Consider the following 22,585-nt stretch of genomic DNA (forward strand, 5'->3'; position numbering starts at 1 on the left):
AACCATGTCCCGACATCAATTCTTCGTCCGCGGTCTTCGCGACAGCGTGCCTATGCTGGTCGGTATTGCCCCGTTCGGCATTATCTTCGGCACCCTCGCCGGCGTGGGCGGCCTGACGCTTTGGCAGGCGGTCGGCATGTCGATGTTCGTTTACGCAGGATCGGCGCAGTTCATCGTCATCAGCCTGATGGGCGCCGGGGCCGGCGCGATGGTGATTCTGTTGACGACGTTCATCGTCAATCTGCGCCACGTGCTGTACAGCGCCACCCTGCAGCCACAGGTTCAGGGGCTGCCTCAGCGCTGGCGTTTGTTGCTGGCGTTCTGGCTGACGGACGAAACCTTCGCCATCGTTCAACGCCACTACCTGGTCCACGGCCGGACGCCGCTCGCGCATTGGTACTGGCTGGGCGTGGCGAGCTCGCTGTACGCCTGTTGGGTGAGCAGCTCGCTGGTGGGTGTGCTGTTTGGTCAGGCTTTTCCCGACATGGCCAGTTGGGGCCTGGAGTTCGCGATGCTGGCGACCTTCATCGGTATCGTCGTGCCGCTGCTGCGCAACCAACCGCAGATCGCCGCCGCGTTGGTCGCTGGCGCGGTTGCCCTGCTGACTTGGTCGTGGCCCTACAAATTAGGGCTCATGGCCGCGGCCTTCTGTGGCATCGCGGCGGGGGTGTGTCTGGAAAGACGGCAGCCTGAAAGGCAGAACGACGTGAACCCGAACGAGGTACGCCCATGACGTACGGGTGGCTGATTCTGGGCATGGCCGCGATCACTTTTCTGATGCGCTACAGCCTGTTCGCCTGGCCGAACCTGCGTTTCCCGCCGCTGGTGCGCCAAGGACTGCATTACGTACCCACCGCCGTGCTGACGGCCATCGTCGTCCCAGGCATGTTGCTGCCCGACGGCACGCACTGGCAGTTGTCCCTGGACAACGCCTACCTGCTGGCCGGGATCGTGTCGATTGGCATTGCGGCATTCAGCCGTAACCTTCTGGCGACCATCGGCGGCGGGCTACTGGTGTTTTTCTTGCTGCGCTGGGCGATGGGGCAGATGTGAGGCACACACGCAGAACCTCAGTCCCCGGTCGCGACGCCCCGCTGCGGATCGTTGATCCACTCGCTCCACGACCCCGCGTACAGCCCCCCCAATGGATACCCGGCGAGGGCCAAGGCAAACAGGTTGTGGCAAGCCGTCACGCCGGAGCCGCAATAGGCGACGAGCTCATGGGCAGGGCGGCCTTGTAGTGCCTCAGCGAACCGCTGCTTCAGTTGCTCCGGTGGGAGAAAGCGGCCATCCGGCCCGAGGTTGTCGGTGAACGCCGCGCACTGCGCGCCAGGAATGTGCCCCGCAATAGGGTCGATGGGCTCGACCTCACCCCGGAACCGCGCGGGGGCACGGGCGTCGATCAACGTCATGGAGGGATCGCCGATGCGGGCCAGCAGTTGCTCGGCCGTCAGCACCATCGCGTCATCCGGCACGCCGTCAAACGCACCTTCGGGTTGATGTGGCGGATCAAGACTCAGCGGTAAACCCGCCGCATGCCAGGCTTTGAGGCCGCCATCGAGCACATACACGCCGTCGCGCTTGCCCAGCCACGCCAGCAACCACCAGGCTCGGGCGGCGTACGCACCCGGCCCATCGTCGTACAGCACGATATCGCTCTGATTGTTCACACCCCAGAACCGCAAGCGCTCGATCAGCGCCTGCGGATCCGGCAGCGGGTGGCGGCCGGTCACACCTTTGGTGATGGGACCACTGAGATCATTGAGCAAGTCAGCGTAGGAAGCGCCTTCGATATGTCCCTCTGCGTAGCTGCGCTGGCCGTAGTCCAGATCGTCCAGCGACGAACGACAATCCAGTATCACAAGCCCGGGCTGGGCCAGGCGTTCTGACAATTGTTGCGGGCTGATCAATTGCGCGATGGACATGACAGACTCCTGCAGGCAGTAAAAAGGTGATGACGATCGAGTGAGATAACCGGCCCGATTCAGCCAGCGTCCTCCAGTGCCTTGGCCAATGGCACATAAAACTCCGCGCACAGCGCATTCACCGCTTCCCGCGCCTGGGGCGTGACGTAAGCCAATTCCAGTATCAGCACCTGATAGACCCCTCGTCGAATCGCGTCCTCACTCAGGTGATCGGCGTTTTCCCGCGTGGTGCAGAGAAAACGTACCCAAGACGTAAGAATGATCCACGCATTGAGCGTCAGCGATTCGATCTGGACCTTGTCCATGCTCAGAATCTGCGCGTCGACAAAGCCGCTGTAAATAGACATCGCCTTGATCAGGCAGTGTTGGGAGAAGCGTCGGTAACGCACCGCCAGCTCAGAATCGGTTTCAAGCAAGTGCTCGAGATCGCGGTGCAGAAAACGGTAGCGCCACATGCCGTCGAGAATCGACATCAAGTAATGGCGCTTGTCTTCGACACCCGGCAGACGGCCCCTGGGCGGGTGCAGAAAGCTGTCGACCAGGGTTTCGTATTCGGTGAACAACTCAGCGATGATCGCCTGCTTGTTGGGGAAGTGGTAGTACAGATTGCCGGGCGACATTTCCATGTGCGCAGCGATGTGATTGGTGCTGACGCTGCGCTCGCCCTGCTGATTGAACAGGTCCAGGCTGCAATGCACGATGCGTTCACGTGTGTTGATGCGTACGGTTTTGATGCGCGGCGCCATGTTCAACTCGAACGTCGAAATGTAACAGGAATGTGCCGGATCTTAACGCAAGCGTCGGGCCCTTTGCAGACTTCATCGCTCCATGGCAGTCGCCAGCCTGAGCCGAACCACCGCTGCCACACCCACCCCGAGCACGCCTGCCGCCAGCGCGTTGATCAAAATGACGCCGCGCAGCCCGATTGGCGCCGTCAGCACGCCGACCAGCAGACCGGCCAGCGGTTGCGACAGGTTGTTCAGCAGCGTGATGACGCCCACGGTCTTGCCGAAGTCGCGCGCCGGGATGACCCGCTGACGGATGCTGCGCATGTACACGTTGAACATCTTGTCGAAGCCGACGATCAGCAGAAAGCCGACGAGGTAGACCCCGGATGACGCACTGGTAGCGGTAATGAATGCACCCAGCAGCAAGACGATGTATGACATCGCACCGAGCAGTTTCAGCGGCAGGCTTATCCGCGCCAGGACAAACAGGATCGCGATGGTCAGCAACGCGCCCGCCGCCTGGAGGCCAGCGTAGAAATCTTTGCTCTCGCTAAATGAGCCGATCACCATGGCGGCGGAGCTGGCCAGCGTGACACCGACGATCAGGTTGACGCCGACAGCCAGCAAAATGATCTTCTGCAACTCGGGCAGCCGGCGAATATGCCCGAAAGCGATTTTCAGTGGCTGAGTCCAGATGTCGGCGTGTTGATCAAAGCGCTCCAGCGTGACATCGCTGTTGCGTTGCCAGACGCGCATGGCCAGATCCGCCGCGACGAAGACCAGCGCCACACCGATGACGACCCCCCACCACGGGCAGATTTCCAGCGCCAGCGCCGCCAGCAAAGGGCCGAGCACCAAGCCGGTCTGGTCGGCAATCTGAGAGTAGGAGAGCGTCTTGCCGTAGCGGTAATCCGGGAAAATGTGCGGCATCACCACCTCACGGGCCATGATTCCCTGGGTGGTCAGGACGCCGCATATTGCCGACAGAACGATCAGCCAGCCGATGCCGCCAAACAGGCCGTACAGCCCCATGGCGACCAGGCAGATCAAGGCGCGATATATCTGGCTGATGTGCAGCAGCCGGATGGGAGAGTGTTTGTCGCAAAGCGCGCCGCAAATGGGGAATGCAAGGAAGCGCGGCAATGTCTCGACGAAGAACGCAAGCCCTGCCAGTGACGCGCTGTTGGTGCTCTGGAACACAATCAGCGGCACCAGAAACAGGAGAACCTGATCGGCAAGGCGCGAGAGGAACAGGGAAAGAAAAAACGCCAGATAATCCGTGCGCATTGAGACTCCGTGTCAGGTGATGCAGGGCGGCAGTTCAGTTTTTTGCCCGGACAGTCTGGCGTGCGCCTGCGAGCGAATGCAAGCACCGTTGACTTCGTAGAGCAATGACTCTAAAAGCACTGCATAACGTCAATCAGGACCGCTGCGATGCCCGTCGAATCCAGTCTTCTGCCATGTGCAGACGATGCCCCTCCCCTTCGCAGCAGCCTGGAGCAGGTATTCGACGAACAACGTCGCGCATTCGCCGCCAATCCGATGCCGACGCTGCAAGAACGCAGGCAATGGCTCGACCGCCTGCACACGCTGCTCAGCACCGAGCGTCAGGCGATCATTGACGCGATCAGCGCTGATTTCAGCCACCGCAGCGCCGATGAAACGCTCCTCGCCGAGCTGATGCCCTGCCTGCACAACATCCGCCACGCCCAACGTCATTTGAAGAAATGGATGCGGCCTTCGCGCCGAAGCGTCGGCCTGGCGTTCCAGCCCGCCAGCGCCAAAGTCGTTTACCAACCATTGGGGGTGATTGGCGTGGTGGTGCCGTGGAATTACCCACTGTATCTGGCCATCGGGCCGCTGGCGGGCGCGTTGGCGGCGGGTAACCGCGCGATGCTTAAGCTCAGCGAATCCACGCCCGCCACCGGTGCCTTGCTGAAAACCCTGCTGGGGCGGGTGTTTGCGGAGGACCACGTCGGCGTTGTGTTGGGCGAGGCAGAGGTTGGTGCGGCCTTCTCCAGACTGCCGTTTGATCATTTATTGTTCACGGGTGCCACCAGCGTCGGGCGGCATGTCATGCACGCGGCGGCGGAAAACCTCACGCCCGTGACGCTGGAGCTGGGCGGCAAATCCCCCGCCATCGTGTCCCGCGACGTCCCGCTCAAGGACGCCGCCGAACGCATCGCTTTTGGCAAAACCCTTAATGCCGGGCAAACCTGCGTAGCGCCCGACTACGTTCTGGTGTCCAGGGATCGCGTTGACGAATTCGTCGAATCCTACAGGGAAGCCGTCACGCGGCTTTATCCGACATTGACGGATAACCCGGACTACACCGCCATCATCAATCAGCGGCATGTCGCACGGCTGAATTCGTATCTCGCCGACGCGCAAACCAAGGGTGCCCGGGTGGTTCAGCTGTTCGCCGAGGGGCAGGACCGCAGAATGCCGTTCAGCCTGATTCTGGATGTGAGCGACGACATGCTGATCATGCAGGACGAGATCTTCGGCCCGCTGCTGCCGATCGTACCCTACGACCAGATCGAGCACGCGTTCGCCTACATCAATCAGCGTCCAAGGCCACTGGCGCTGTACTACTTCGGCTACGACCGACATGAACAGAACCGAGTGCTGGAGCAGACGCATTCGGGCGGCGTCTGCCTGAATGACACCCTGCTGCATGTCGCCCAGGACGACTTGCCTTTCGGCGGCATCGGCGCGTCGGGCATGGGCCATTACCACGGGCACGAAGGGTTTCTGACGTTCAGCCATGCCAAAGGTGTGTTGATCAAGCAACGATTCAACGCCGCACGGCTGCTCTACCCGCCCTATGGAAAGGCAATTCAGAAGCTGATTCAGCGACTGTTCGTGCGCTGATGGGCTTGCGAATTCTGACTGACCCAACGCACTTGGCCAGCGGGGCTGGCTGTGGAACATTGTGGGACCGGCTTTAGCCGGGAAGGCGTCTAGCGTCACACCGCAAATCTTATGGCGTCCACACGGGCCTCTTCCCGGCTGAAGCCGGTCCCACTATTTGAACGCGATTATCCTGTAGAACTGGCTTTAGCCAGGAAATCGTCGCGCGCCACACCGCAACGCCCCACTACATTCTTCAGCAGCTTGGCCGGTCCATTGCGCTGCGTTACCATCCAGTCCCCAACGAACTCCGACCAGGACGACGCGATGAACCGAGTGTTGTACCCCGGCACCTTCGACCCTATCACCAAGGGTCATGGCGATCTGGTCGAGCGCGCCTCGCGCCTGTTCGATCAAGTGGTCATCGCCGTTGCCGCCAGCCCCAAGAAAAACCCCCTGTTCCCGCTGGAGCAACGTGTCGCGCTCGCCCGCGAAGCGACCAAACACCTGCACAACGTGGAAGTCGTAGGATTTTCGACGCTGCTGGCGCACTTTGCTCAGGAACAGAACGCGAATATCCTGCTGCGCGGCCTGCGCGCGGTGTCGGATTTCGAGTACGAATTTCAGCTCGCCAACATGAACAAGCAACTGGCCCCTGACATCGAAAGTCTTTTTCTTACGCCGTCCGAACGCTATTCGTTCATTTCATCTACGCTAGTCCGGGAAATCGCCGCATTAGGCGGTGATATCACCAAGTTCGTACACCCCGCCGTGGCCCAGGCGCTGAGCGAACGCTTCAAAGCCTGAGGCCTTGCGTCGAGGTAAGGTGCATACCGAGCGCTAATGCGGCACAATTCGCCGCATTCGTTTTGATATGCCTCGGTGTCGACCGTGGCAGGAGTATCCATGTCCCTGATCATCACCGACGATTGCATCAACTGCGACGTCTGCGAACCCGAGTGCCCGAACGAAGCCATTTCCCAGGGTGAAGAGATCTACGTGATCAATCCCAACCTGTGCACCGAATGCGTCGGCCACTATGACGAACCGCAGTGCCAGCAGGTCTGCCCCGTGGATTGCATCCCGCTGGATGAAAACCATGTGGAGAGCAAGGACGAGCTCATGGCCAAGTACAACCTGATCACCAGCAAGGCATAACCGAACGCATATCCTGTCGGCATACGTGCTTTCGCCGAAGACACTGGCTTATAACGCCTGTTGAATTGAGCGAGATACGCATGATCTCTATGCTGGAACGGATACCTGTTTTGTCGGGCGCAGTGTTTCTGCTGTGCGTTTGTTCGGCTCAGGCCAGCCCCGATCATCCTGATCAGGCCGCCATCGCCAGCCCGCATCCCATCGCGACGGCAGCCGGTCAGGAAATCCTGGTCGACGGCGGTAACGCATTCGATGCCGCCATTGCCATCAGCGCCACGCTTGCCGTGGTTGAACCTTACGGGTCGGGCCTCGGCGGCGGCGGGTTTTTCCTGCTGCGCCAATCGGGTGTCCCCGTCCAGTATCAGTTTCTCGACGCGCGCGAAAAAGCGCCGCTCAAATCCAAACCCAAGATGTTCCACCGCAACGGGATCCTCCAGCCGGACCTGTCCCTGAACGGACCTCTGGCGGCCGCGATTCCGGGACTGCCCGCTGCGCTGGTCGAACTGGCTGAACGCTACGGCCGACTGCCGCTTTCGATCTCGCTGGCGCCGGCCATTCGGGTCGCGTATCGCGGTTTTAAGGTAGACAGTGTTTATCGCGAGCGCGCCAGTTGGCGGCTGTTCGCGCTGCGTAATAACAAGGAGAGCGCGCGCCTGTTCCTGCGCAACAACGACGTGCCGAATCTGGGTGACGTCATCACCCAGCCGGAGCTCGCGCAGACGCTGGAGCACCTTGCCGACAATGGTCGCGCAGGGTTCTACAGCGGCCTGGTGGCGCAGGCGATGGTCAGTGGCGTTCGTCGCGCCGGCGGCATCTGGAATTATCACGACTTTGAAGAGTATGAAGTCGTCACGCGCACGCCTCTGCGCGTTCAGCTGGCCGATCAACGCGAGCTGATCAGCGCACCGCCGCCCTCGGCAGGTGGCATCGCTCTGGCGCAAAGTCTGTTCATGCTGCAACAGCTGCCGTGGCGAGAGTCGGGCAAAATCCAGCGGGCGCACTTTGTGATCGAGGCGCTGCGCCGCGCTTACCGTGATCGCGTGTTGCTCGGGGACCCTGACTTCGTGCCCAACCCGGTGGCTCAACTGCTCTCCCCCGACTACTTGCTGCAACTCACCACCAGCATCGACCCCCACCGCGCCACGCCCAACAACATCCTGCCACCCGCTCCGCGCTGGCGTGAGGGCGACAACACCAGCCATTTCGCCGTGCTGGACAACGAAGGCAACGCCGTCACGGCGACACTCTCGCTGAATCTGCCCTTTGGCTCGGCGTTTACCGTGCCTGGCACCGGGATCATCCTCAACGACGAAATGGACGACTTCGCCCTCGACCCAAAAGGCCAGGGAGCCTCGGCGGCGGCAGACGGTCACGCCAATGCCATCGAGCCGGGCAAGCGGCCACTGTCGAGCATGAGTCCGAGCTTCATAGAAGGCCCGCAGTCGCTCGCCGCCTTCGGCACGCCGGGCGGCAGCCGTATCCCAAGCATGGTGCTGCTGTCGATGCTGCAGTACCTGGACGACAAGCCGATTGCCAGCTGGGTATCAACGCCGCGCTATCACCACCAGTACACACCGGATGTGGTCGAGTACGAGCCGGCGACATTCACGGAACAGGAATTGGCCGACCTGCGCGAGCGCGGTTACGCACTGAAGGAGACGGCGAAGGATTTTGGCAATCAGCAGGTGTTGTTGTGGCACAGGAACAGTGGCCGGGTTGAAGCGGCCAGTGACCCACGCGGCATTGGCGTGTCGACGATCTTCAAACCCGATGGCGCGCTGAAGCTGATGCGCGCCTGCGCCGATCAGTCCTGCTTGCCGTAACCATCGCCGGTGCAACCGAGGCAGCGGACAAATGCCGCCTTGCCCGGATCCACGACCAGCGCCTTGCCGGTACGGCCAATGCCGCCGCCGGTGGCGGTAAACGGCAATGCAACCACAAACAATCCGGCGCCAATGATGGTGGCGGCGATGAGAATCGGCCGCGCAATCAGCAGGTCGCCGATCATCGCGTAGGCAGGAGGGCTTTCGATTTCGTAGACGGGATCACCACTGCCTGTCGCGTCCTGAGCCAGCGCAGGCGTGAATTGCAAGCCGAAGAACACGGCCAATGTGGCAGCAAGCATGCGAAACGGGCTCATGGCATGGTCCTTCAGGCTAAGGCAGAGATGGAGCTGTTCACTATAAACGGGGCGCGGGCTTACGCAAGGGGCGGCGTGTCTCACTAACGACACACGCCCTGTAGGAGACGTCGGATAAAGCCTCCCGATCAAGCGGCAGTCAGTACTTCCTGTCGCCGTTGGGAATTATTTCTGGCACTTCGGGCAGTAAACGCTGGCACGCTGACCCAGCTTCACCTCTCGCAGCGTGGTCCCGCAGACCTTGCACGGCTCCTCGCCACGGCCGTAGGCGAACAGTTCCTGCTGGAAGTAGCCAGGCTGGCCGTCCCCGCCGATGAAATCGCGCAGCGTGGTACCGCCCCGTTCGATGGCGGCGGCCAGGATGCGTTTGATTTCAATCGCCAGCTTTATATAGCGAGCCTTGGAAACGCTCCCGGCGGCACGGCGCGGATCAGTGCCGGCGGCAAACAGCGCTTCGGTCGCATAGATATTGCCGACGCCCACGACGATCGCGTTGTCCATGATGAACGGCTTGACTGCCATTGCCCTGCCCCGTGACAGCTCGAACAGACGCAACCCGTCGAACACGTCCGTCAGTGGCTCCGGCCCGAGGCGGGCGAGCAGCTCGTGGTTGAGCGGGTCGAGACTCCAGAGCATGGCGCCGAAACGCCGCGGGTCGGTGTAGCGCAAAGCCAGGCCGGATTCGAGTTCGATGTCGACGTGCTCGTGCTTGAGCGGCGGCAGGCCGGCATCCACCAGACGCAGATTGCCCGACATGCCGAGGTGGCTGATCAAGGTGCCAACCTCCGCCTGAATCAGGAGGTATTTGGCACGCCGCTCGACCGCCACGATTTTCTGCCCCGACAGGCGCACGTCGAGGTCTTCAGGGATCGGCCAGCGCAGGCGACGATCACGCACGATTACCCGGCTGACGCGCTGGCCCACCAGGTGCGGCGCAATGCCCCGGCGGGTGGTTTCGACTTCTGGTAATTCAGGCATGGGGCCGCTCGATGAAGGATGAGGTCAGGCGCGCAGGGTCAGTGCGCACTCAGCTCACGAATGCTTTCTTTGAGGTTTTCGAAGTCATAGTCGGACAAGCCAACGTAATCGAGCACCAGCGGACCAATGCTGTTCCACTCATGATCGACGGGCTCGTTCCCCAGAACGCGGTGAGATTCACAGACATGCTCGGCCATTTTCAGCACAGCGAGCATGTTTTTCAGCGGCGCATTGCGACCCGAGTCGTCCTGAAAAATCGCCAGGGCATTGTGGTGATTGGCGATCGCATTGCTGACATGTTCCGGCAAACGCCAGGACTTGGCGGTGAAATAACCCACAACGGCGTGATTGGTGTTTAACAGCCTGTTCTCGGTGTCGACCACACGGCACTCGGCGGTGGCGTTGGCATACGCTTCTTCGAGGACGCTCATGTAATCGGGAAAACGCTTGATCATCAGCGGCACCCCGCAGTCATGAAACAGACCCAGCGCGTAGGACTCGTCCACGGTTTGCGAGCCGATGCGCTTGGCCAGCGTCAGACTGGTCATCGCCACGTCCTGAGCGGTATCCCAGAAACGGTTGAGCACGACGATGGTTTCATCGCTCATCTCGCCCTTGATCGATTGCGCGTTGATCAGGTTGATGACCGAGCGGCTACCAAGCAGATTCACCGCCCGCTGAATCGAAGCGATTTTGTTGCTCAGGCCGTAATGGCTGGAGTTGACAATTTTCAGCAGCGCCCCGGAGAGCCCCGGATCCTGAGCGATCAGCCGGGCGATGGCACCCAGGTCAGGGTCGGGCATGTACTGCTCCATCTGCAAATCCACCATGATTTGCGGCTGGGGCGGAACGCTGATGCCTTGTAACGCCTGCTGGATCTGCTCGGACGTAAGCTCTTGGGACATAAACTTCACACTCGGGTTCAGGCCACGATTCTAACCCCTCGCGGCCATGGGTCTACAACTGTATGACGATTCAACGGGTCCGACGGACAGCCAGACGGTAATTGAGCACGGCGCGACCTCCAGCAGGCTGACGCGCTATACTCCCGCTCTTTTTTCCGGAGCGACGTCATGTCCCTGCCTAGCTTGCGCCTCAAGCCCAACGCCGATCGCCGTTTGCGCAACGGTCATTTGTGGGTCTACAGCAACGAAATCGACGTCGCTGCCACCCCGCTCAACGGCTTTGCTCCGGGCGCTCAAGCCGTTCTTGAAGCAGCCGGCGGCAAGCCGCTGGGTATCGTCGCGATGAGCCCGCAGAACCTGATCTGCGCACGGCTGCTGTCCCGCGACATCAAGTTGCCACTGGACAAGTCGCTGCTCGTTCATCGCCTGAATGTCTGCCTGTCGCTGCGCGAGCGTCTGTTCGACAAGCCGTTCTATCGCCTGGTCTACGGCGACTCCGATCTGTTGCCGGGCCTGGTGGTGGATCGCTTCGGCGACATCCTGGTGGTGCAGCTGGCGTCAGCGGCCATGGAGCAACTCAAGGACGACGTGCTCGCTGCGCTGATTCAAGTGATCAAGCCAAGCGGCATTCTGCTCAAGAATGATTCCGCCGCACGCGACGCCGAAGGGCTGAACCGCTACGTTGAAACTGCGTTCGGCCTGGTGCCGGAGTGGGTCGCGCTGGAAGAAAACGGCGTGAAGTTCGAAGCGCCGGTGATGGAAGGCCAGAAGACTGGCTGGTTCTACGACCACCGCATGAACCGCGCGCGCCTGGCGCCGTACGCCAAGGGCAAGCGTGTGCTGGACCTGTTCAGTTACATCGGCGGCTGGGGCATCCAGGCCGGTGCGTTCGGCGCCAGCGAAGTGTTCTGCGTTGACGCTTCGGCCTTTGCACTGGACGGCGTGGAGCGTAACGCGGCACTCAATGGCTTCGCGGAGAAGGTCACCTGCATCGAAGGCGACGTGTTTGAGGCGCTGAAGGAGCTGAAAGCGGCTGAAGAGCGTTTCGACGTGATCATCGCCGACCCGCCCGCGTTCATCAAACGCAAGAAGGACATGAAAAACGGCGAAGGCGCCTACCGCCGCCTGAACGAGCAAGCCATGCGCCTGCTCAGCAAGGACGGCATTCTGGTCAGCGCTTCCTGCTCGATGCACCTGCCGGAGGACGACCTGCAAAACATCCTCCTCACCAGCGCCCGCCACCTGGACCGCAATATTCAGCTGCTCGAGCGCGGCGGCCAAGGCCCGGACCACCCGGTTCACCCGGCGATCCCAGAGACGCGCTACATCAAAAGCATCACCTGCCGGTTGCTGCCGAACAGTTGATGGCTGTGGCGTGTCGAGCCGCCCACTCCTACAGGTCCTCTGCAAAACCTGTAGGCGCGTGGCTTGTCCCGCGATCTGCCGGGAACAAGCAGCAAATCAGACGACAGCGACATGTCTGAGTGAATGCGATTGCAGGATTACTGTCGCTTCGCAACAGATCGCGAGCAAGCTCACTCCTACAGGCGATGCACAGTACCTGTAGGAGTGAGCTTGCTCGCGATTCTGCTTCAAAACCAACTCGCGTCCCACAGCGGATAATCTCCGACCCGTTTGACCAATCCAGCCCTCAACGGATTGGCGACAATGTATCTGGCCATCATCAAAAGATCGTCCTCCCGTCGTAATGCTCTGTCGTGAAAACCCCTCTGCCAGACTTGCCGGTGCGTTCCTCGCGACTGATTGATTGCGCGAGCGCTTCGCGATTTCACTCCCTGTAAAATCCGAGTGAGTTCACCTCCCGTCAGTTCAAGCAGCCAGTGGATGTGGTCGGGCATGATGACCCACGCTAACGAATCCGCCGCCCCCGAGGACTGAGCGGCGCGGAACTCGTTCACAACCAATCGTCCAAGCTTCCAGTCGCTGAAAACCTGCTCCCGGTTATGGGTAACCGAAGTGACGAGGTAAATCCGTCCCGACTCTGAAAATCTTCCGTTTCTTAGACATTTTCCACGCGGCATTTCCGGCATCAGTCGCTCCTGTTGGTGATTACCAGGAAGGCTAGAACAGTGCCTGAGGGGTAGACGCCAAACAGAGATTCCGGATGTGTCTGCAAGATCCTTATCGCGAGCAAGCTCACTCCTACAGGGGTTCGGCACCGGGCCTCGCAATTTCGCCAGTACCATTGAACGCTCGAATCAGCGGGCATCTGTGTAGGAGTGAGCTTGCTCGCGATTGCGGTCGGATCCCACCCACCCGTTTGGCAATCAGACCTGAGACCTGACGGCCACCACTTCCCGCCATTCCCTACCGCCCTCACAGGTGTAGAATCAGCGCTATTCATCGCCAGTCATCCCCGGCGGGTTTATGAGCTCAGGCTGGGCGTACGGTGATCCCGTATCGTTCGGTTTCTTCGCTGCATCCGGTCACTGCCTTTTGCACACGACGTCACTAGAAGCTCACTCCCTTCCTCATTCAGCCGATTAGCCGGAGTGTTCCAATGCCTGATTACCGTTCGAAAACGTCTACCCACGGCCGCAATATGGCCGGTGCGCGCGCTTTGTGGCGTGCCACGGGCATGAAGGACGACGATTTCAAGAAACCGATCATCGCCATCGCCAACTCGTTCACCCAGTTCGTTCCGGGCCACGTCCATTTGAAGGACATGGGCCAGCTGGTGGCGCGCGAGATCGAAAAAGCCGGCGGCGTCGCCAAGGAATTCAACACCATCGCGGTAGATGACGGCATCGCCATGGGCCACGACGGCATGCTGTATTCGCTGCCAAGTCGCGAGATCATCGCCGACTCGGTCGAGTACATGGTCAACGCCCACTGCGCCGACGCCATCGTCTGCATCTCCAACTGCGACAAGATCACCCCCGGCATGCTGATGGCTGCGTTGCGCCTCAACATCCCGGTGATCTTCGTTTCCGGCGGCCCGATGGAAGCCGGCAAGACCAAGCTCGCCAGCCACGGCCTGGACCTGGTTGACGCCATGGTCATCGCTGCCGACTCAACCGCGTCCGACGAGAAAGTCGCTGAATACGAGCGCAGTGCGTGCCCGACCTGCGGGTCGTGCTCCGGGATGTTCACCGCCAACTCGATGAACTGCCTGACCGAAGCACTGGGCCTTGCGCTGCCGGGCAACGGCTCGACGCTGGCGACCCACTCCGACCGCGAACAGCTGTTCCTGCAGGCCGGCCGCACTATCGTCGACCTGTGCAAAACCTATTACAAAGACAACGACGACTCGGTGCTGCCGCGCAATATCGCCAACTTCAAGGCGTTCGAGAACGCGATGACCCTCGACATCGCCATGGGCGGTTCGACCAATACCATCCTGCATTTGCTGGCCGCTGCCCAGGAAGCCGAGATTCCATTCGACCTGCGCGACATTGATCGCCTGTCGCGCCGCGTGCCGCAGCTGTGCAAGGTTGCGCCGAACATCCAGAAGTACCACATGGAAGACGTTCACCGCGCCGGCGGCATCTTCAGCATCCTCGGCTCGCTGGCCCGTGGCGGCCTGCTGCACACTGATTTGCCGACCGTGCACAGCAAATCCATGGAAGAAGCCATCGCCAAGTGGGACATCACCCAGACTGATGATGAAGCGGTGCATCACTTCTTCAAAGCGGGCCCTGCCGGTATTCCGACCCAGACGGCCTTCAGCCAGTCCACCCGTTGGGAAACCCTGGACGACGACCGCGAGAACGGCTGCATCCGTAGCGTCGAGCACGCCTACTCCCAGGAAGGCGGCCTGGCCGTGTTGTACGGCAACATCGCGCTCGACGGCTGCGTGGTGAAAACCGCCGGCGTGGACGAGTCGATCCACGTGTTCGAAGGCAACGCCAAGATATTCGAAAGTCAGGACAGCGCGGTACGCGGCATTCTGGCAGACGAGGTGAAGGCCGGCGACATCGTGATTATCCGTTACGAAGGTCCGAAGGGCGGCCCGGGCATGCAGGAAATGCTGTACCCGACGTCGTACCTGAAATCCAAAGGCCTGGGCAAAGACTGCGCGCTGCTGACCGACGGGCGTTTCTCGGGCGGCACCTCTGGTCTGTCCATCGGCCACGCCTCCCCTGAAGCCGCCGCGGGCGGCGCAATCGGTCTGGTCCGTGACGGCGACAAGGTGTTGATCGACATTCCGAATCGTTCGATCAATCTGCTGATTGACGACGCGGAAATGGCTGAACGCCGCGCCGAGCAGGAACAGAAAGGCTGGAAACCGGTGGAGTCACGCCCTCGCAAAGTGACCACCGCCCTCAAGGCCTACGCCTTGCTGGCCACCAGCGCCGACAAAGGTGCTGTGCGTGACAAGGCGATGCTCGACAAGCTGATGCCATAAGCATCACTCCGCGCTGAAAAACACCCCGCATGTCGGGGTGTTTTTTGTCTGCCTGCCGATTAGAGGAGGTAAGGCTCGGACATCCAGCCGAACCATCGATTTAGCCTCCAACAGATGCGGACACCGGAGGTTTCAGGCGCCAATCGCTACAGTGATCGCGCCCAACAGCAGGCAAAGACTGGCGACCAACGTTAAACGCAGACGCATCGGCAGATACCAGGCGGGCAGTGTTGTGGCTTTCACCAGACGCCGGTCCTGCCAGTAGTGCGCGACGAAACCGAAAATCAGCAGCAACAGCCCCAATGGTGCCGGCAATAACAGCGCGGGCCAGGCGATCAGTGCCGGGATGACACTCCAGATGAAACGCTCGCGACACTGATCGGGATTCAAGCCTTGCAGGGTCATGGCGAATCCCCAATGCAGCGCGCCCACAAAACTCAGGATCACTGCCCCGTAAGCGACCAGCGCTTGCGTCAAGAACGGGCGGTATTCGACTGAGAACAGAATCAGCAACAGCAGCCCGATGAACGGCAGCAATCCACCATAACCCAACAGGGCGACATACCTTGGCGACGAAGACAGCGACAACGGTTTCATTTGAGCCCCTTTCAGTCCTATACCTGAAAGACTATGGCTCAAAAGAGCAAACCTGTTTAGCTTCTCTTCGCTCGACCGGAAAAAGGACCGCGTCCTGAAACCGACTGATCAAGGCCTTGAACCCTAGTCGCTGAGTCCCCCACATGAATACGTTGATCTATTGGTTCCGCCAGGACCTTCGGCTTGCTGACAACCCTGCCTTTACTCGCGCGCGTGAACAGGCGGACACACTGCTGCCGGTTTACTGCGCGCCGGCAGCGGGCCCAACGCCATGGGGCTTTGAACGCATCGGCGCCCATCGTCAGTATTTCGAACAATCAGCGGTCAGCGCACTGGCCGTGCAGTTGCGGGCCCACGGCAGTGGGTTGATGCGGATCGAGGGTGATCCGGTTGAACAGCTTGTCGCCCTGGCCCACGAATGGGGCGTCGATACGGTCATCTGCGAACGCATCGCGGCGCCGGAAGAGGAAGCCCAGGTGCAGGCCCTTCGCGCAGCGGGACTGACTGTGGAAGATCACTGGCAGTCGACACTGTTTCCGCTGGATGAGTTACCGATGGCGGTCGAGGAGCTGCCCGACATCTTCAGCAGCTTTCGGCGCCTTGTGGAAAAAGCCCACACTTCTGCACGCCCCGCCATACCGTCGCCCACGACAATTCCTGCGCTGCCGCAAGGCATTGAACCGGTCACGCTGCAATCGCCTGCGCCTCTGGACTCCCGCTCGGCGTTTCCTTACCAACAGCAAGCGTTCCACGGCGGCGAGCATGCGGCCATCGAGCATCTGCAGCAGTATTTCCGTCGGGGTCTGGCGAACAGCTACAAAGCCACGCGCAACAACCTGAGCGCTGTGGACGCCTCCACCAAGTTTTCGCCCTGGCTTGCACGCGGTTCGCTGGCAGCGCCGCAGGTCGATCAGGCGTTGAAGGCTTTCGAAGCCGAGCACGGCGCCAACGACAGCACGTACTGGATTTATTTCGAGTTGCTGTGGCGTGATTACTTTCGCTTGCTGCATCTGAAATACGGCCGGCTTCTCTATCGCGCCAGCGGCCTGAAAGGGAACAGCGAGCCGGGCCACAACCCACAGGGGTTTGCGCGCTGGTGTCGGGGTGAAACCGGAGAGGCGTTGATTGATGCGGGTATGCGGGAATTGGCGGCGACGGGCTATCTGTCCAACCGAATGCGCCAGATCGTCGCCAGTTACCTGATCTTCGACCTGAAGGGCGATTGGCGCGCCGGGGCCGCCTGGTTCGAAGCACAGCTGGTGGATTACGACGTCTACAGCAATCAGGGCAATTGGCTGTACATCGCCGGCTACGGAACGGACCCGAGGGGCGGTCGGCGATTCAACACCACGAAGCAGGCGGACGAACATGATGCCGACGGCGCCTACCGCAGGCTATGGGCCTGACAGTGCGCGGCACGGCATATCGCCACGCCGCGCGATGAGACGGCTTACTGAATCTCGTGCGGCTTGACGATCACCCAGTTCTTGTCCGCCGTCACCGGCAAGCCCTCTTTGGCCTGCGCCTCGGCGTTGGTCTTCATCATGCCGTTGAGCTGGGTCATGTACTTGTCCTTGCGATTGACCCACAGGTGAACGCCGCCTTTGCTGACGTCGACGCTGTGGAACAGCATGTAACCGTCGCTGGTAGGGGTGTCGCCGCCCACCAGCACCGGTTTTTTCCACTGATCGATGTAGGTCAGGATCGCCGCCTGCTTGCCGGCCATCCACGTCGCCGGGGTCCACAGGTAAGGCGTCAGCTCAAGACCAAGGTTGGCTTTTTCATCGTATTTGCCGGCGGTGATTTGCTTGCGCGCGGTGGTCAGCTCGCCTGTCTCGCGGTTTTTCAGCAGCGTGGTCACGCCGATGACGTTCTGCGGCTTCACGTTGTAGCCGTATTTAGGATCAGAGGCGACCATGCGCACCAGCTCTTCTGACGCCGCGGTCATCACATAGACCTCGATGCCGTTTTCCATCAGCTTGTTGTACAGCTCGGCCTGGCCGGTGAAGACCTTGGGCGGCTGCACTTCGATGGTCTTGACCACGTCGCCTTCGTAATACGTGCTTGGTACGGGTTTACCCGAGGCCATCAGCTCGTCGACGTAGCCTTTGAGTTCTTTGAGGGTGAAGCCGGAAAACACTTGCGCGACCCACGGATAGCAGACCATGTCGTCGATTTCGCAGAGTCGGTAGTAGTAACTGAACAGGCTTTCCTTGTGGTCAGCGGTGTCCTTGAACGGGATGAGCTTGAGGGAAGGATCGAGTGTGTCGCGGGTGATCAGCCCTTTGTTTTCCATGAACGGCAGCAGTGACTCCTCCAGGTCGTAGCGGTAGCTGGTGTTGTCCATGTCGAAAACGGCGAAATTACCTTTGTTGGCGTTCGCCGCAATCATGGCGTTGAGCTGCTTGGCGGCAGGCGCGGGCCAGTGGTTGAGCTCGGTGGCGAATACCTGTCCGGCCAGGCCGAGACACAGCGCAGTCGCCAGAAGTGTTGGTACGAATTTCATGGTGATCTCCTCCCCTTTTTGGTTCGAGGAGGACCGTAACAAAAAGCGATGACTGTTTGGATGCGTCAGCGACAGCGTCCGTCTTGCTGGCGTCACCCAGATCGCCATTCGCGACAGATGACATGAAAACGACGTTTTTGTGACAACGCTTGAGCTGCTTAAACTTGTGGGAGCGAGCTTGCTCGCGAATAGGCCGGCACATCCCCTAAATCTTCACCGGCTGAAATGCCATCTTCGTGAGCAAGCTCACTCCCACAGTTGGTCGCATTCCCCTGTAGGAGCGAGCTTGCTCGCGAGAGCGATATCAGACTCGCTCCCATACCTCAAAACGGTACGCAGGCTTGTCGTCCAGCGCCGGGTTTGGCGTGTCGGAAACCAGTTTCCACTGCGCCAGATCGAATTCCGGAAACCACGCGTCTCCTTTGGGGCTCAGCGCCACGCGAGTAAGGTATAGGCGGTCAGCATGCTCGAGCGCCTGGCCGTAAAGCTGCGCGCCGCCGATCAGCATCACTTCACTGACGCCCTGCTTGGCCGCCCACTCTTCGGCGCGTTCCACCGCCGCCTCCAGAGAGGTGAACACTTCCGCGCCTTCAAGCTGCAAATTCTGCTGACGCGTGACCACCAGATTCAACCGGCCCGGCAGCGGACGGCCTAGGGAATCCCAAGTATTGCGACCCATGATGATCGGCTTGCCCAGCGTGGTCGCCTTGAAATATTTGAAATCGCCCGGCAGGTGCCAGGGCATAGAGTTATTCCAGCCGATAACGCGGTTTTCACCGATAGCTGCAATCAGGCTGAGTGGGAGAGAGTTTTTCATGGCGGCGAGGATACCAGAGGCGCCTGTTTTGCTGAACTGACAAAGTGAAAGGCGTTTCATAGCGGCAGTTTTCGTTTCGCTCTCTCCACCGGTTATGCTCACCCACGACTTTACCGACGAGACGCCGCGTGACTGCCCTGACTCCCCTTGATGAACTCTGGCTGACCGAAGCCGTGCGGCTGCGTGAAGAACACGCCGGCGCGCTGGAAGACGAAGAAGCCAATCGCCGCGCACGCACCGCTGCGGGCGACTTGCAAACCCGGATCAAACATCGCGCCCTGTGGCTTGCCGAGCGCGACGGCATGCTCAAGGCGCTGCATCACTGGAAACAAGGCGCGCGACTGGCGTTGATCGTGCTGGCGGTGTTCGCGGTGGTCAGCGGCGCCGGGCTGGCTTTCGCCGCATTGGGCGACGGACAGACGCCCGTCAATGTGTTCTGGGCGCTGGGCAGCCTGCTCGGGCTTAACCTGATTCTGCTGACAAGCTGGGCCATGGGCCTGCTCTTCGTCGGGGAAAGTACCGCCGGCCTCGGTCGCCTCTGGATGTGGCTCAGCGAAAAGCTGGCACGCGATGCCCAGGCGGCGCAGCTCGCGCCGGCGTTGATATTGCTGCTGCAGCGCAAGCGTCTGAACCGATGGGTGCTGGGCATCTGCGTCAACGGCCTGTGGCTGATCGCCCTGCTCAGCGCACTGACCCTACTGCTGTTGCTCATGGCGACGCGGCGCTACGGCTTCGTCTGGGAAACGACCATTCTGGGCAGCGACACCTTTGTCAGCCTGACCCGAGGCCTGGGGGCGATTCCGTCGTTGCTGGGCTTCAGCGTGCCGACTGAATCGATGATCCGCGCCAGCGGCGACACTGCGCTCGCCATCGAGAACGCCCGTCAGGCTTGGGCCGGATGGCTGGTCGGGGTGCTGGTGGTGTTCGGTATTCTTCCGCGTCTGCTGCTGACGGTGCTGTGTTACCTGCGTTGGCGCGTGGGTCGACAAGGGTTGGCACTGGATCTGAATCACCCCGGCTTCGTCGAACTGCGCGAGCGCTTGATGCCCAGCAGCGAACGGCTGGGCGTCAACGATGCAGCGCCTCCTGAGCTTTACACCGTAATCACCGGTCCGTCAGCGAACGAAAGCCACGGCGCAGTGCTGGTCGCCATCGAACTGGACAATCAGCAGCCATGGCCACCCGAGCTTCCCGGCAGCGTGGTGAACGCCGGGATTCTCGACTCCCGTGAATCAAGGCGCACACTGCTCGACCAACTGACACGCTACCCGCCTGCGCGCCTTGCCATCGCCTGCGACCCACGTCGTTCGCCGGATCGCGGCAGCCTGGCGTTGATTGCCGAACTCGCGCGATGCGCGACCGCGACGCGCATCTGGCTGTTGCCTGCTCCCACCGGACAGGCGCTGGACGCCGACCGACTGGAAGATTGGCAAACGGCGTTGCAGCAGCTTGAACTGAACTGGACCGACAGCGCGCCAGTGAGCTGGCTGGAGAGCGGACATGACTGACAAGGACGCAATTCGACCGCTGAAACTGGCCGTGGTTGGCCACACCAACGTCGGCAAAACCTCGCTGTTGCGCACGCTGACCCGCGATGTCGGCTTCGGCGAAGTCTCCCATCGCCCGAGCACCACCCGGCACGTCGAAGGCGCGCGGTTGTCGGTGAACGGCGAGGCGTTGCTGGAGCTGTACGACACGCCCGGCCTGGAAGACGCCATCGCACTGCTCGACTATCTCGAGCGGCTGGACAGACCTGGCGAACGGCTCGACGGCCCGGCGCGGCTCGGGCGTTTTCTTGAGGGCAGCGAGGCGCGCCAGCGTTTCGAGCAGGAAGCCAAGGTGCTTCGTCAGTTGCTCGCCTCGGACGCCGGCTTGTACGTGATCGACGCGCGAGAGCCGGTGCTTGCCAAATACCGCGACGAGCTTGCCGTGCTCGCCAGTTGCGGCAAACCGTTGCTGCCCGTGCTCAATTTTGTCAGCAGTGCGCAGCAGCGCGAGCCGGACTGGCGTGAAGCGCTGGCGCGTCTTGGCCTGCATGCGCTGGTGCGTTTCGACAGCGTCGCCCCGCCCGAAGATGGTGAACGCCGTCTCTATGAAAGCCTCGCCCTGCTGCTGGAAACCTCACGGGGTAGACTGGAGCGTCTCATTGCAGATCAACAGACTCAGCGTGAGGCTCGCAAGCAGAGCGCAGCCAGGCTGATCTCCGAACTGTTGCTGGACTGCGCCGCCTGCCGTCGAAGTGTGGCCACCGATTCCGGTCAGGTGCAGGCGGCGATCGATGATCTGCGCAAGGCCGTGCGCCAGCGCGAACAACGCTGCGTCGAGTCGCTGCTCAAGCTTTACGCGTTTCGTCGCGAAGACGCCTCGGCCAGCGACCTGCCGTTGATGGATGGCCGCTGGGGCGATGACCTGTTCAATCCCGAAACCCTGAAATTGCTGGGCGTACGTGTGGGTGGCGGTATCGCTGCGGGCGCGGCGGCAGGTGCTGGCGTGGATTTACTGGTCGGCGGCATCACGCTGGGCGCTGCGGCACTGGTCGGCGCGATTGCCGGCGGCGCCCTGCAAACAGCGCGAAGTTACGGTGGGCGGCTGATGGACAAATTCAAGGGTCAGCGCGAACTGACTGTTGACGATGCCGTGCTGCGACTGCTGGCGCTGCGCCAACGGCAACTGCTGCAAGCGCTGGAAGTGCGCGGCCATGCCGCGATGGACAGCATCAAACTGACTGCCCCGCTGGACAAGACCTGGCGCGAAGGCAAGCTGCCGGAGGCGCTGCACAAGGCGCGGGCGCATCCGCAATGGTCGTCGCTGAATCCGGGGGCAAAGCTGAACCAGACGGAGCGGCAGGAGCAGGTCGAGGCATTGGCAAAGACCGTGCTCGTCTGAAAGGAGCCATAGGACTTGTCGGGCGGGGAGCTGCCGACAGTCGCTTCAATCATTTTGCGGTAGGGGAATTGCGCGCGGACCGGTATGATCGCGCGCCCGATACACCCGGAAGCACACGCGCATGAAACCCACCTTGATCGCCGCTGCAGAACTCGACCGCATCGAGACCTGGCAGAAATATTCCAGCTACATGTGCGGAGGCTGCGTTTCCAGTTGCTGCACGCTGCCTGTGGAAGTGAAGATCAAGGACCTGATCCGCATCGGCATCGTCGACGAGTTCGAACAGGGCGATAACCCGAAGAACATTGCCAAGCGGCTGCAGAAGGACGGGATCGTCGAACGCTTCAATCAGAAATCCGGGATCTTTACCCTCCAGCGCATGAGCAACAACGATTGCCTGTACCTGGATCGCAAGAGCCGGCTGTGCACCATTTATGACAAACGCCCCGACACCTGCCGCAACCACCCGAAGATCGGGCCGCGTCCAGGTTATTGCGCGTACAAGCCGAAAGAAGTCGTGCGCGAAAGCACCGGCACGCTGAACTCGAACTCTGGCCGGGTGCCATTGAAGTTCTAAGCCGTCTATAAAGGCGCGCAGACTTTAGTGAGACCGGCTTTAGCCGGGAAGAGGCCGGATTGAGCGACATCGCCCTCACAGCATCGACATCGACTATCCCAAACCCCAGACAAACAAAAACGCCCCCGGCCTTTCGACCGGGGGCG

Annotated in this window: 22 protein-coding genes; 12 read left to right on the top strand and 10 right to left on the bottom strand. The window is 61.0% G+C overall.

All coding sequences use genetic code 11. The features are described 5' to 3' along the window. Positions 1-4 precede the first annotated feature (4 nt). A complete protein-coding gene (locus AC0Z8Z_RS23170; RefSeq protein ID WP_485620659.1) occupies positions 5-733 on the top strand; it encodes an AzlC family ABC transporter permease in 729 nt (242 codons plus the stop codon). Then, on the top strand, positions 730-1,053 hold the full coding sequence (locus tag AC0Z8Z_RS23175) for an AzlD domain-containing protein (RefSeq protein WP_485620660.1): 324 nt from the start codon (positions 730-732) through the stop codon (positions 1,051-1,053). Before AC0Z8Z_RS23170 ends, AC0Z8Z_RS23175 begins: the two co-directional genes overlap by 4 nt. A 17-nt stretch (positions 1,054-1,070) precedes the next feature. On the opposite strand, the gene AC0Z8Z_RS23180 is transcribed toward AC0Z8Z_RS23175, so the two are convergent. From AC0Z8Z_RS23180 to AC0Z8Z_RS23190, 3 genes are all read right to left on the bottom strand, one after another. Then, on the bottom strand, positions 1,071-1,925 hold the full coding sequence (locus tag AC0Z8Z_RS23180; protein WP_485620661.1) for a sulfurtransferase: 855 nt from the start codon (positions 1,923-1,925) through the stop codon (positions 1,071-1,073). Between the two features lie 59 nt (positions 1,926-1,984). Further along, a complete protein-coding gene (locus tag AC0Z8Z_RS23185) occupies positions 1,985-2,671 on the bottom strand; it encodes a TetR/AcrR family transcriptional regulator (protein WP_485620662.1) in 687 nt (228 codons plus the stop codon). A 72-nt stretch (positions 2,672-2,743) separates the two neighbouring features. Next, positions 2,744-3,940: an MFS transporter gene (locus AC0Z8Z_RS23190; RefSeq protein ID WP_485620663.1), complete on the bottom strand. Its 1,197-nt coding sequence runs from the start codon at positions 3,938-3,940 to the stop codon at positions 2,744-2,746. 147 nt (positions 3,941-4,087) lie between these two features. Between AC0Z8Z_RS23190 and AC0Z8Z_RS23195 the strand changes: the two genes are divergently transcribed. From AC0Z8Z_RS23195 to ggt, 4 genes are all read left to right on the top strand, one after another. Then, entirely contained in the window at positions 4,088-5,527 is a 1,440-nt protein-coding gene (locus AC0Z8Z_RS23195) for a coniferyl aldehyde dehydrogenase (protein WP_485620664.1), read from the top strand. A 306-nt stretch (positions 5,528-5,833) separates the two neighbouring features. Beyond that, entirely contained in the window at positions 5,834-6,313 is a 480-nt protein-coding gene (gene coaD, locus AC0Z8Z_RS23200) for a pantetheine-phosphate adenylyltransferase (RefSeq protein ID WP_065991094.1), read from the top strand. Between the two features lie 99 nt (positions 6,314-6,412). Further along, the gene (locus AC0Z8Z_RS23205) at positions 6,413-6,664 is read left to right on the top strand and encodes a YfhL family 4Fe-4S dicluster ferredoxin (protein ID WP_065991092.1); all 252 of its coding nucleotides are present in this window, start codon (positions 6,413-6,415) and stop codon (positions 6,662-6,664) included. 89 nt (positions 6,665-6,753) lie between these two features. Beyond that, a complete protein-coding gene (gene ggt, locus AC0Z8Z_RS23210) occupies positions 6,754-8,487 on the top strand; it encodes a gamma-glutamyltransferase (RefSeq protein ID WP_485620725.1) in 1,734 nt (577 codons plus the stop codon). On the opposite strand, the gene AC0Z8Z_RS23215 is transcribed toward ggt, so the two are convergent. From AC0Z8Z_RS23215 to AC0Z8Z_RS23225, 3 genes are all read right to left on the bottom strand, one after another. Next, positions 8,469-8,804: a multidrug transporter gene (locus AC0Z8Z_RS23215; RefSeq protein WP_172610044.1), complete on the bottom strand. Its 336-nt coding sequence runs from the start codon at positions 8,802-8,804 to the stop codon at positions 8,469-8,471. The genes ggt and AC0Z8Z_RS23215 overlap by 19 nt on opposite strands. Before the next feature lie 165 nt (positions 8,805-8,969). After that, complete coding sequence (mutM, locus tag AC0Z8Z_RS23220) at positions 8,970-9,782, bottom strand: bifunctional DNA-formamidopyrimidine glycosylase/DNA-(apurinic or apyrimidinic site) lyase (protein WP_485620665.1); 813 nt, start codon at positions 9,780-9,782, stop codon at positions 8,970-8,972. A gap of 38 nt (positions 9,783-9,820) precedes the next feature. Beyond that, the gene (locus tag AC0Z8Z_RS23225) at positions 9,821-10,687 is read right to left on the bottom strand and encodes an HDOD domain-containing protein (protein WP_122536782.1); all 867 of its coding nucleotides are present in this window, start codon (positions 10,685-10,687) and stop codon (positions 9,821-9,823) included. Positions 10,688-10,855: 168 nt separating this feature from the next. Here AC0Z8Z_RS23225 and AC0Z8Z_RS23230 point away from each other — a divergent pair, with 168 nt between their 5' ends. Then, entirely contained in the window at positions 10,856-12,052 is a 1,197-nt protein-coding gene (locus tag AC0Z8Z_RS23230) for a class I SAM-dependent rRNA methyltransferase (RefSeq protein ID WP_122536781.1), read from the top strand. 227 nt (positions 12,053-12,279) lie between these two features. On the opposite strand, the gene AC0Z8Z_RS23235 is transcribed toward AC0Z8Z_RS23230, so the two are convergent. Then, positions 12,280-12,738, bottom strand: coding sequence for an REP-associated tyrosine transposase (locus AC0Z8Z_RS23235; protein WP_172610048.1), 459 nt, complete (start codon positions 12,736-12,738; stop codon positions 12,280-12,282). Between the two features lie 470 nt (positions 12,739-13,208). Here AC0Z8Z_RS23235 and ilvD point away from each other — a divergent pair, with 470 nt between their 5' ends. After that, positions 13,209-15,056: a dihydroxy-acid dehydratase gene (gene ilvD / locus AC0Z8Z_RS23240; protein ID WP_485620666.1), complete on the top strand. Its 1,848-nt coding sequence runs from the start codon at positions 13,209-13,211 to the stop codon at positions 15,054-15,056. 132 nt (positions 15,057-15,188) lie between these two features. On the opposite strand, the gene AC0Z8Z_RS23245 is transcribed toward ilvD, so the two are convergent. Continuing rightward, on the bottom strand, positions 15,189-15,653 hold the full coding sequence (locus AC0Z8Z_RS23245) for a DUF3429 domain-containing protein (protein ID WP_485620667.1): 465 nt from the start codon (positions 15,651-15,653) through the stop codon (positions 15,189-15,191). Positions 15,654-15,796: 143 nt separating this feature from the next. On the opposite strand from AC0Z8Z_RS23245, the gene AC0Z8Z_RS23250 reads away from it, so the two are divergent. Then, positions 15,797-17,059, top strand: coding sequence for a DASH family cryptochrome (locus AC0Z8Z_RS23250; RefSeq protein WP_485620668.1), 1,263 nt, complete (start codon positions 15,797-15,799; stop codon positions 17,057-17,059). Positions 17,060-17,103: 44 nt separating this feature from the next. On the opposite strand, the gene AC0Z8Z_RS23255 is transcribed toward AC0Z8Z_RS23250, so the two are convergent. Next, the gene (locus AC0Z8Z_RS23255; RefSeq protein ID WP_485620669.1) at positions 17,104-18,159 is read right to left on the bottom strand and encodes an HAD family hydrolase; all 1,056 of its coding nucleotides are present in this window, start codon (positions 18,157-18,159) and stop codon (positions 17,104-17,106) included. Between the two features lie 304 nt (positions 18,160-18,463). Continuing rightward, positions 18,464-18,976, bottom strand: a complete 513-nt coding sequence (locus tag AC0Z8Z_RS23260; protein WP_485620726.1) for a dihydrofolate reductase — start codon at positions 18,974-18,976, stop codon at positions 18,464-18,466. Between the two features lie 128 nt (positions 18,977-19,104). Here AC0Z8Z_RS23260 and AC0Z8Z_RS23265 point away from each other — a divergent pair, with 128 nt between their 5' ends. From AC0Z8Z_RS23265 to AC0Z8Z_RS23275, 3 genes are all read left to right on the top strand, one after another. Beyond that, a complete protein-coding gene (locus AC0Z8Z_RS23265; protein WP_485620670.1) occupies positions 19,105-20,484 on the top strand; it encodes a DUF2868 domain-containing protein in 1,380 nt (459 codons plus the stop codon). After that, complete coding sequence (locus AC0Z8Z_RS23270) at positions 20,477-21,862, top strand: GTPase/DUF3482 domain-containing protein (RefSeq protein ID WP_485620671.1); 1,386 nt, start codon at positions 20,477-20,479, stop codon at positions 21,860-21,862. Before AC0Z8Z_RS23265 ends, AC0Z8Z_RS23270 begins: the two co-directional genes overlap by 8 nt. Before the next feature lie 121 nt (positions 21,863-21,983). Then, a complete protein-coding gene (locus AC0Z8Z_RS23275; protein WP_074890161.1) occupies positions 21,984-22,439 on the top strand; it encodes a YkgJ family cysteine cluster protein in 456 nt (151 codons plus the stop codon). Positions 22,440-22,585 lie beyond the last annotated feature (146 nt).

This window comes from Pseudomonas sp. 1L-C-7-B-C1 (assembly GCF_057291635.1).

Coding starts and splice junctions, on each gene's coding strand:
- AC0Z8Z_RS23170 (WP_485620659.1), top strand. CDS start 5: ATGTCCCGACATCAATTCTTCGTCCGCGGTCTTCGCGACAGCGTGCCT.
- AC0Z8Z_RS23175 (WP_485620660.1), top strand. CDS start 730: ATGACGTACGGGTGGCTGATTCTGGGCATGGCCGCGATCACTTTTCTG.
- AC0Z8Z_RS23180 (WP_485620661.1), bottom strand. CDS start 1,925: ATGTCCATCGCGCAATTGATCAGCCCGCAACAATTGTCAGAACGCCTG.
- AC0Z8Z_RS23185 (WP_485620662.1), bottom strand. CDS start 2,671: ATGGCGCCGCGCATCAAAACCGTACGCATCAACACACGTGAACGCATC.
- AC0Z8Z_RS23190 (WP_485620663.1), bottom strand. CDS start 3,940: ATGCGCACGGATTATCTGGCGTTTTTTCTTTCCCTGTTCCTCTCGCGC.
- AC0Z8Z_RS23195 (WP_485620664.1), top strand. CDS start 4,088: ATGCCCGTCGAATCCAGTCTTCTGCCATGTGCAGACGATGCCCCTCCC.
- coaD (WP_065991094.1), top strand. CDS start 5,834: ATGAACCGAGTGTTGTACCCCGGCACCTTCGACCCTATCACCAAGGGT.
- AC0Z8Z_RS23205 (WP_065991092.1), top strand. CDS start 6,413: ATGTCCCTGATCATCACCGACGATTGCATCAACTGCGACGTCTGCGAA.
- ggt (WP_485620725.1), top strand. CDS start 6,754: ATGCTGGAACGGATACCTGTTTTGTCGGGCGCAGTGTTTCTGCTGTGC.
- AC0Z8Z_RS23215 (WP_172610044.1), bottom strand. CDS start 8,804: ATGAGCCCGTTTCGCATGCTTGCTGCCACATTGGCCGTGTTCTTCGGC.
- mutM (WP_485620665.1), bottom strand. CDS start 9,782: ATGCCTGAATTACCAGAAGTCGAAACCACCCGCCGGGGCATTGCGCCG.
- AC0Z8Z_RS23225 (WP_122536782.1), bottom strand. CDS start 10,687: ATGTCCCAAGAGCTTACGTCCGAGCAGATCCAGCAGGCGTTACAAGGC.
- AC0Z8Z_RS23230 (WP_122536781.1), top strand. CDS start 10,856: ATGTCCCTGCCTAGCTTGCGCCTCAAGCCCAACGCCGATCGCCGTTTG.
- AC0Z8Z_RS23235 (WP_172610048.1), bottom strand. CDS start 12,738: ATGCCGGAAATGCCGCGTGGAAAATGTCTAAGAAACGGAAGATTTTCA.
- ilvD (WP_485620666.1), top strand. CDS start 13,209: ATGCCTGATTACCGTTCGAAAACGTCTACCCACGGCCGCAATATGGCC.
- AC0Z8Z_RS23245 (WP_485620667.1), bottom strand. CDS start 15,653: ATGAAACCGTTGTCGCTGTCTTCGTCGCCAAGGTATGTCGCCCTGTTG.
- AC0Z8Z_RS23250 (WP_485620668.1), top strand. CDS start 15,797: ATGAATACGTTGATCTATTGGTTCCGCCAGGACCTTCGGCTTGCTGAC.
- AC0Z8Z_RS23255 (WP_485620669.1), bottom strand. CDS start 18,159: ATGAAATTCGTACCAACACTTCTGGCGACTGCGCTGTGTCTCGGCCTG.
- AC0Z8Z_RS23260 (WP_485620726.1), bottom strand. CDS start 18,976: ATGAAAAACTCTCTCCCACTCAGCCTGATTGCAGCTATCGGTGAAAAC.
- AC0Z8Z_RS23270 (WP_485620671.1), top strand. CDS start 20,477: ATGACTGACAAGGACGCAATTCGACCGCTGAAACTGGCCGTGGTTGGC.
- AC0Z8Z_RS23275 (WP_074890161.1), top strand. CDS start 21,984: ATGAAACCCACCTTGATCGCCGCTGCAGAACTCGACCGCATCGAGACC.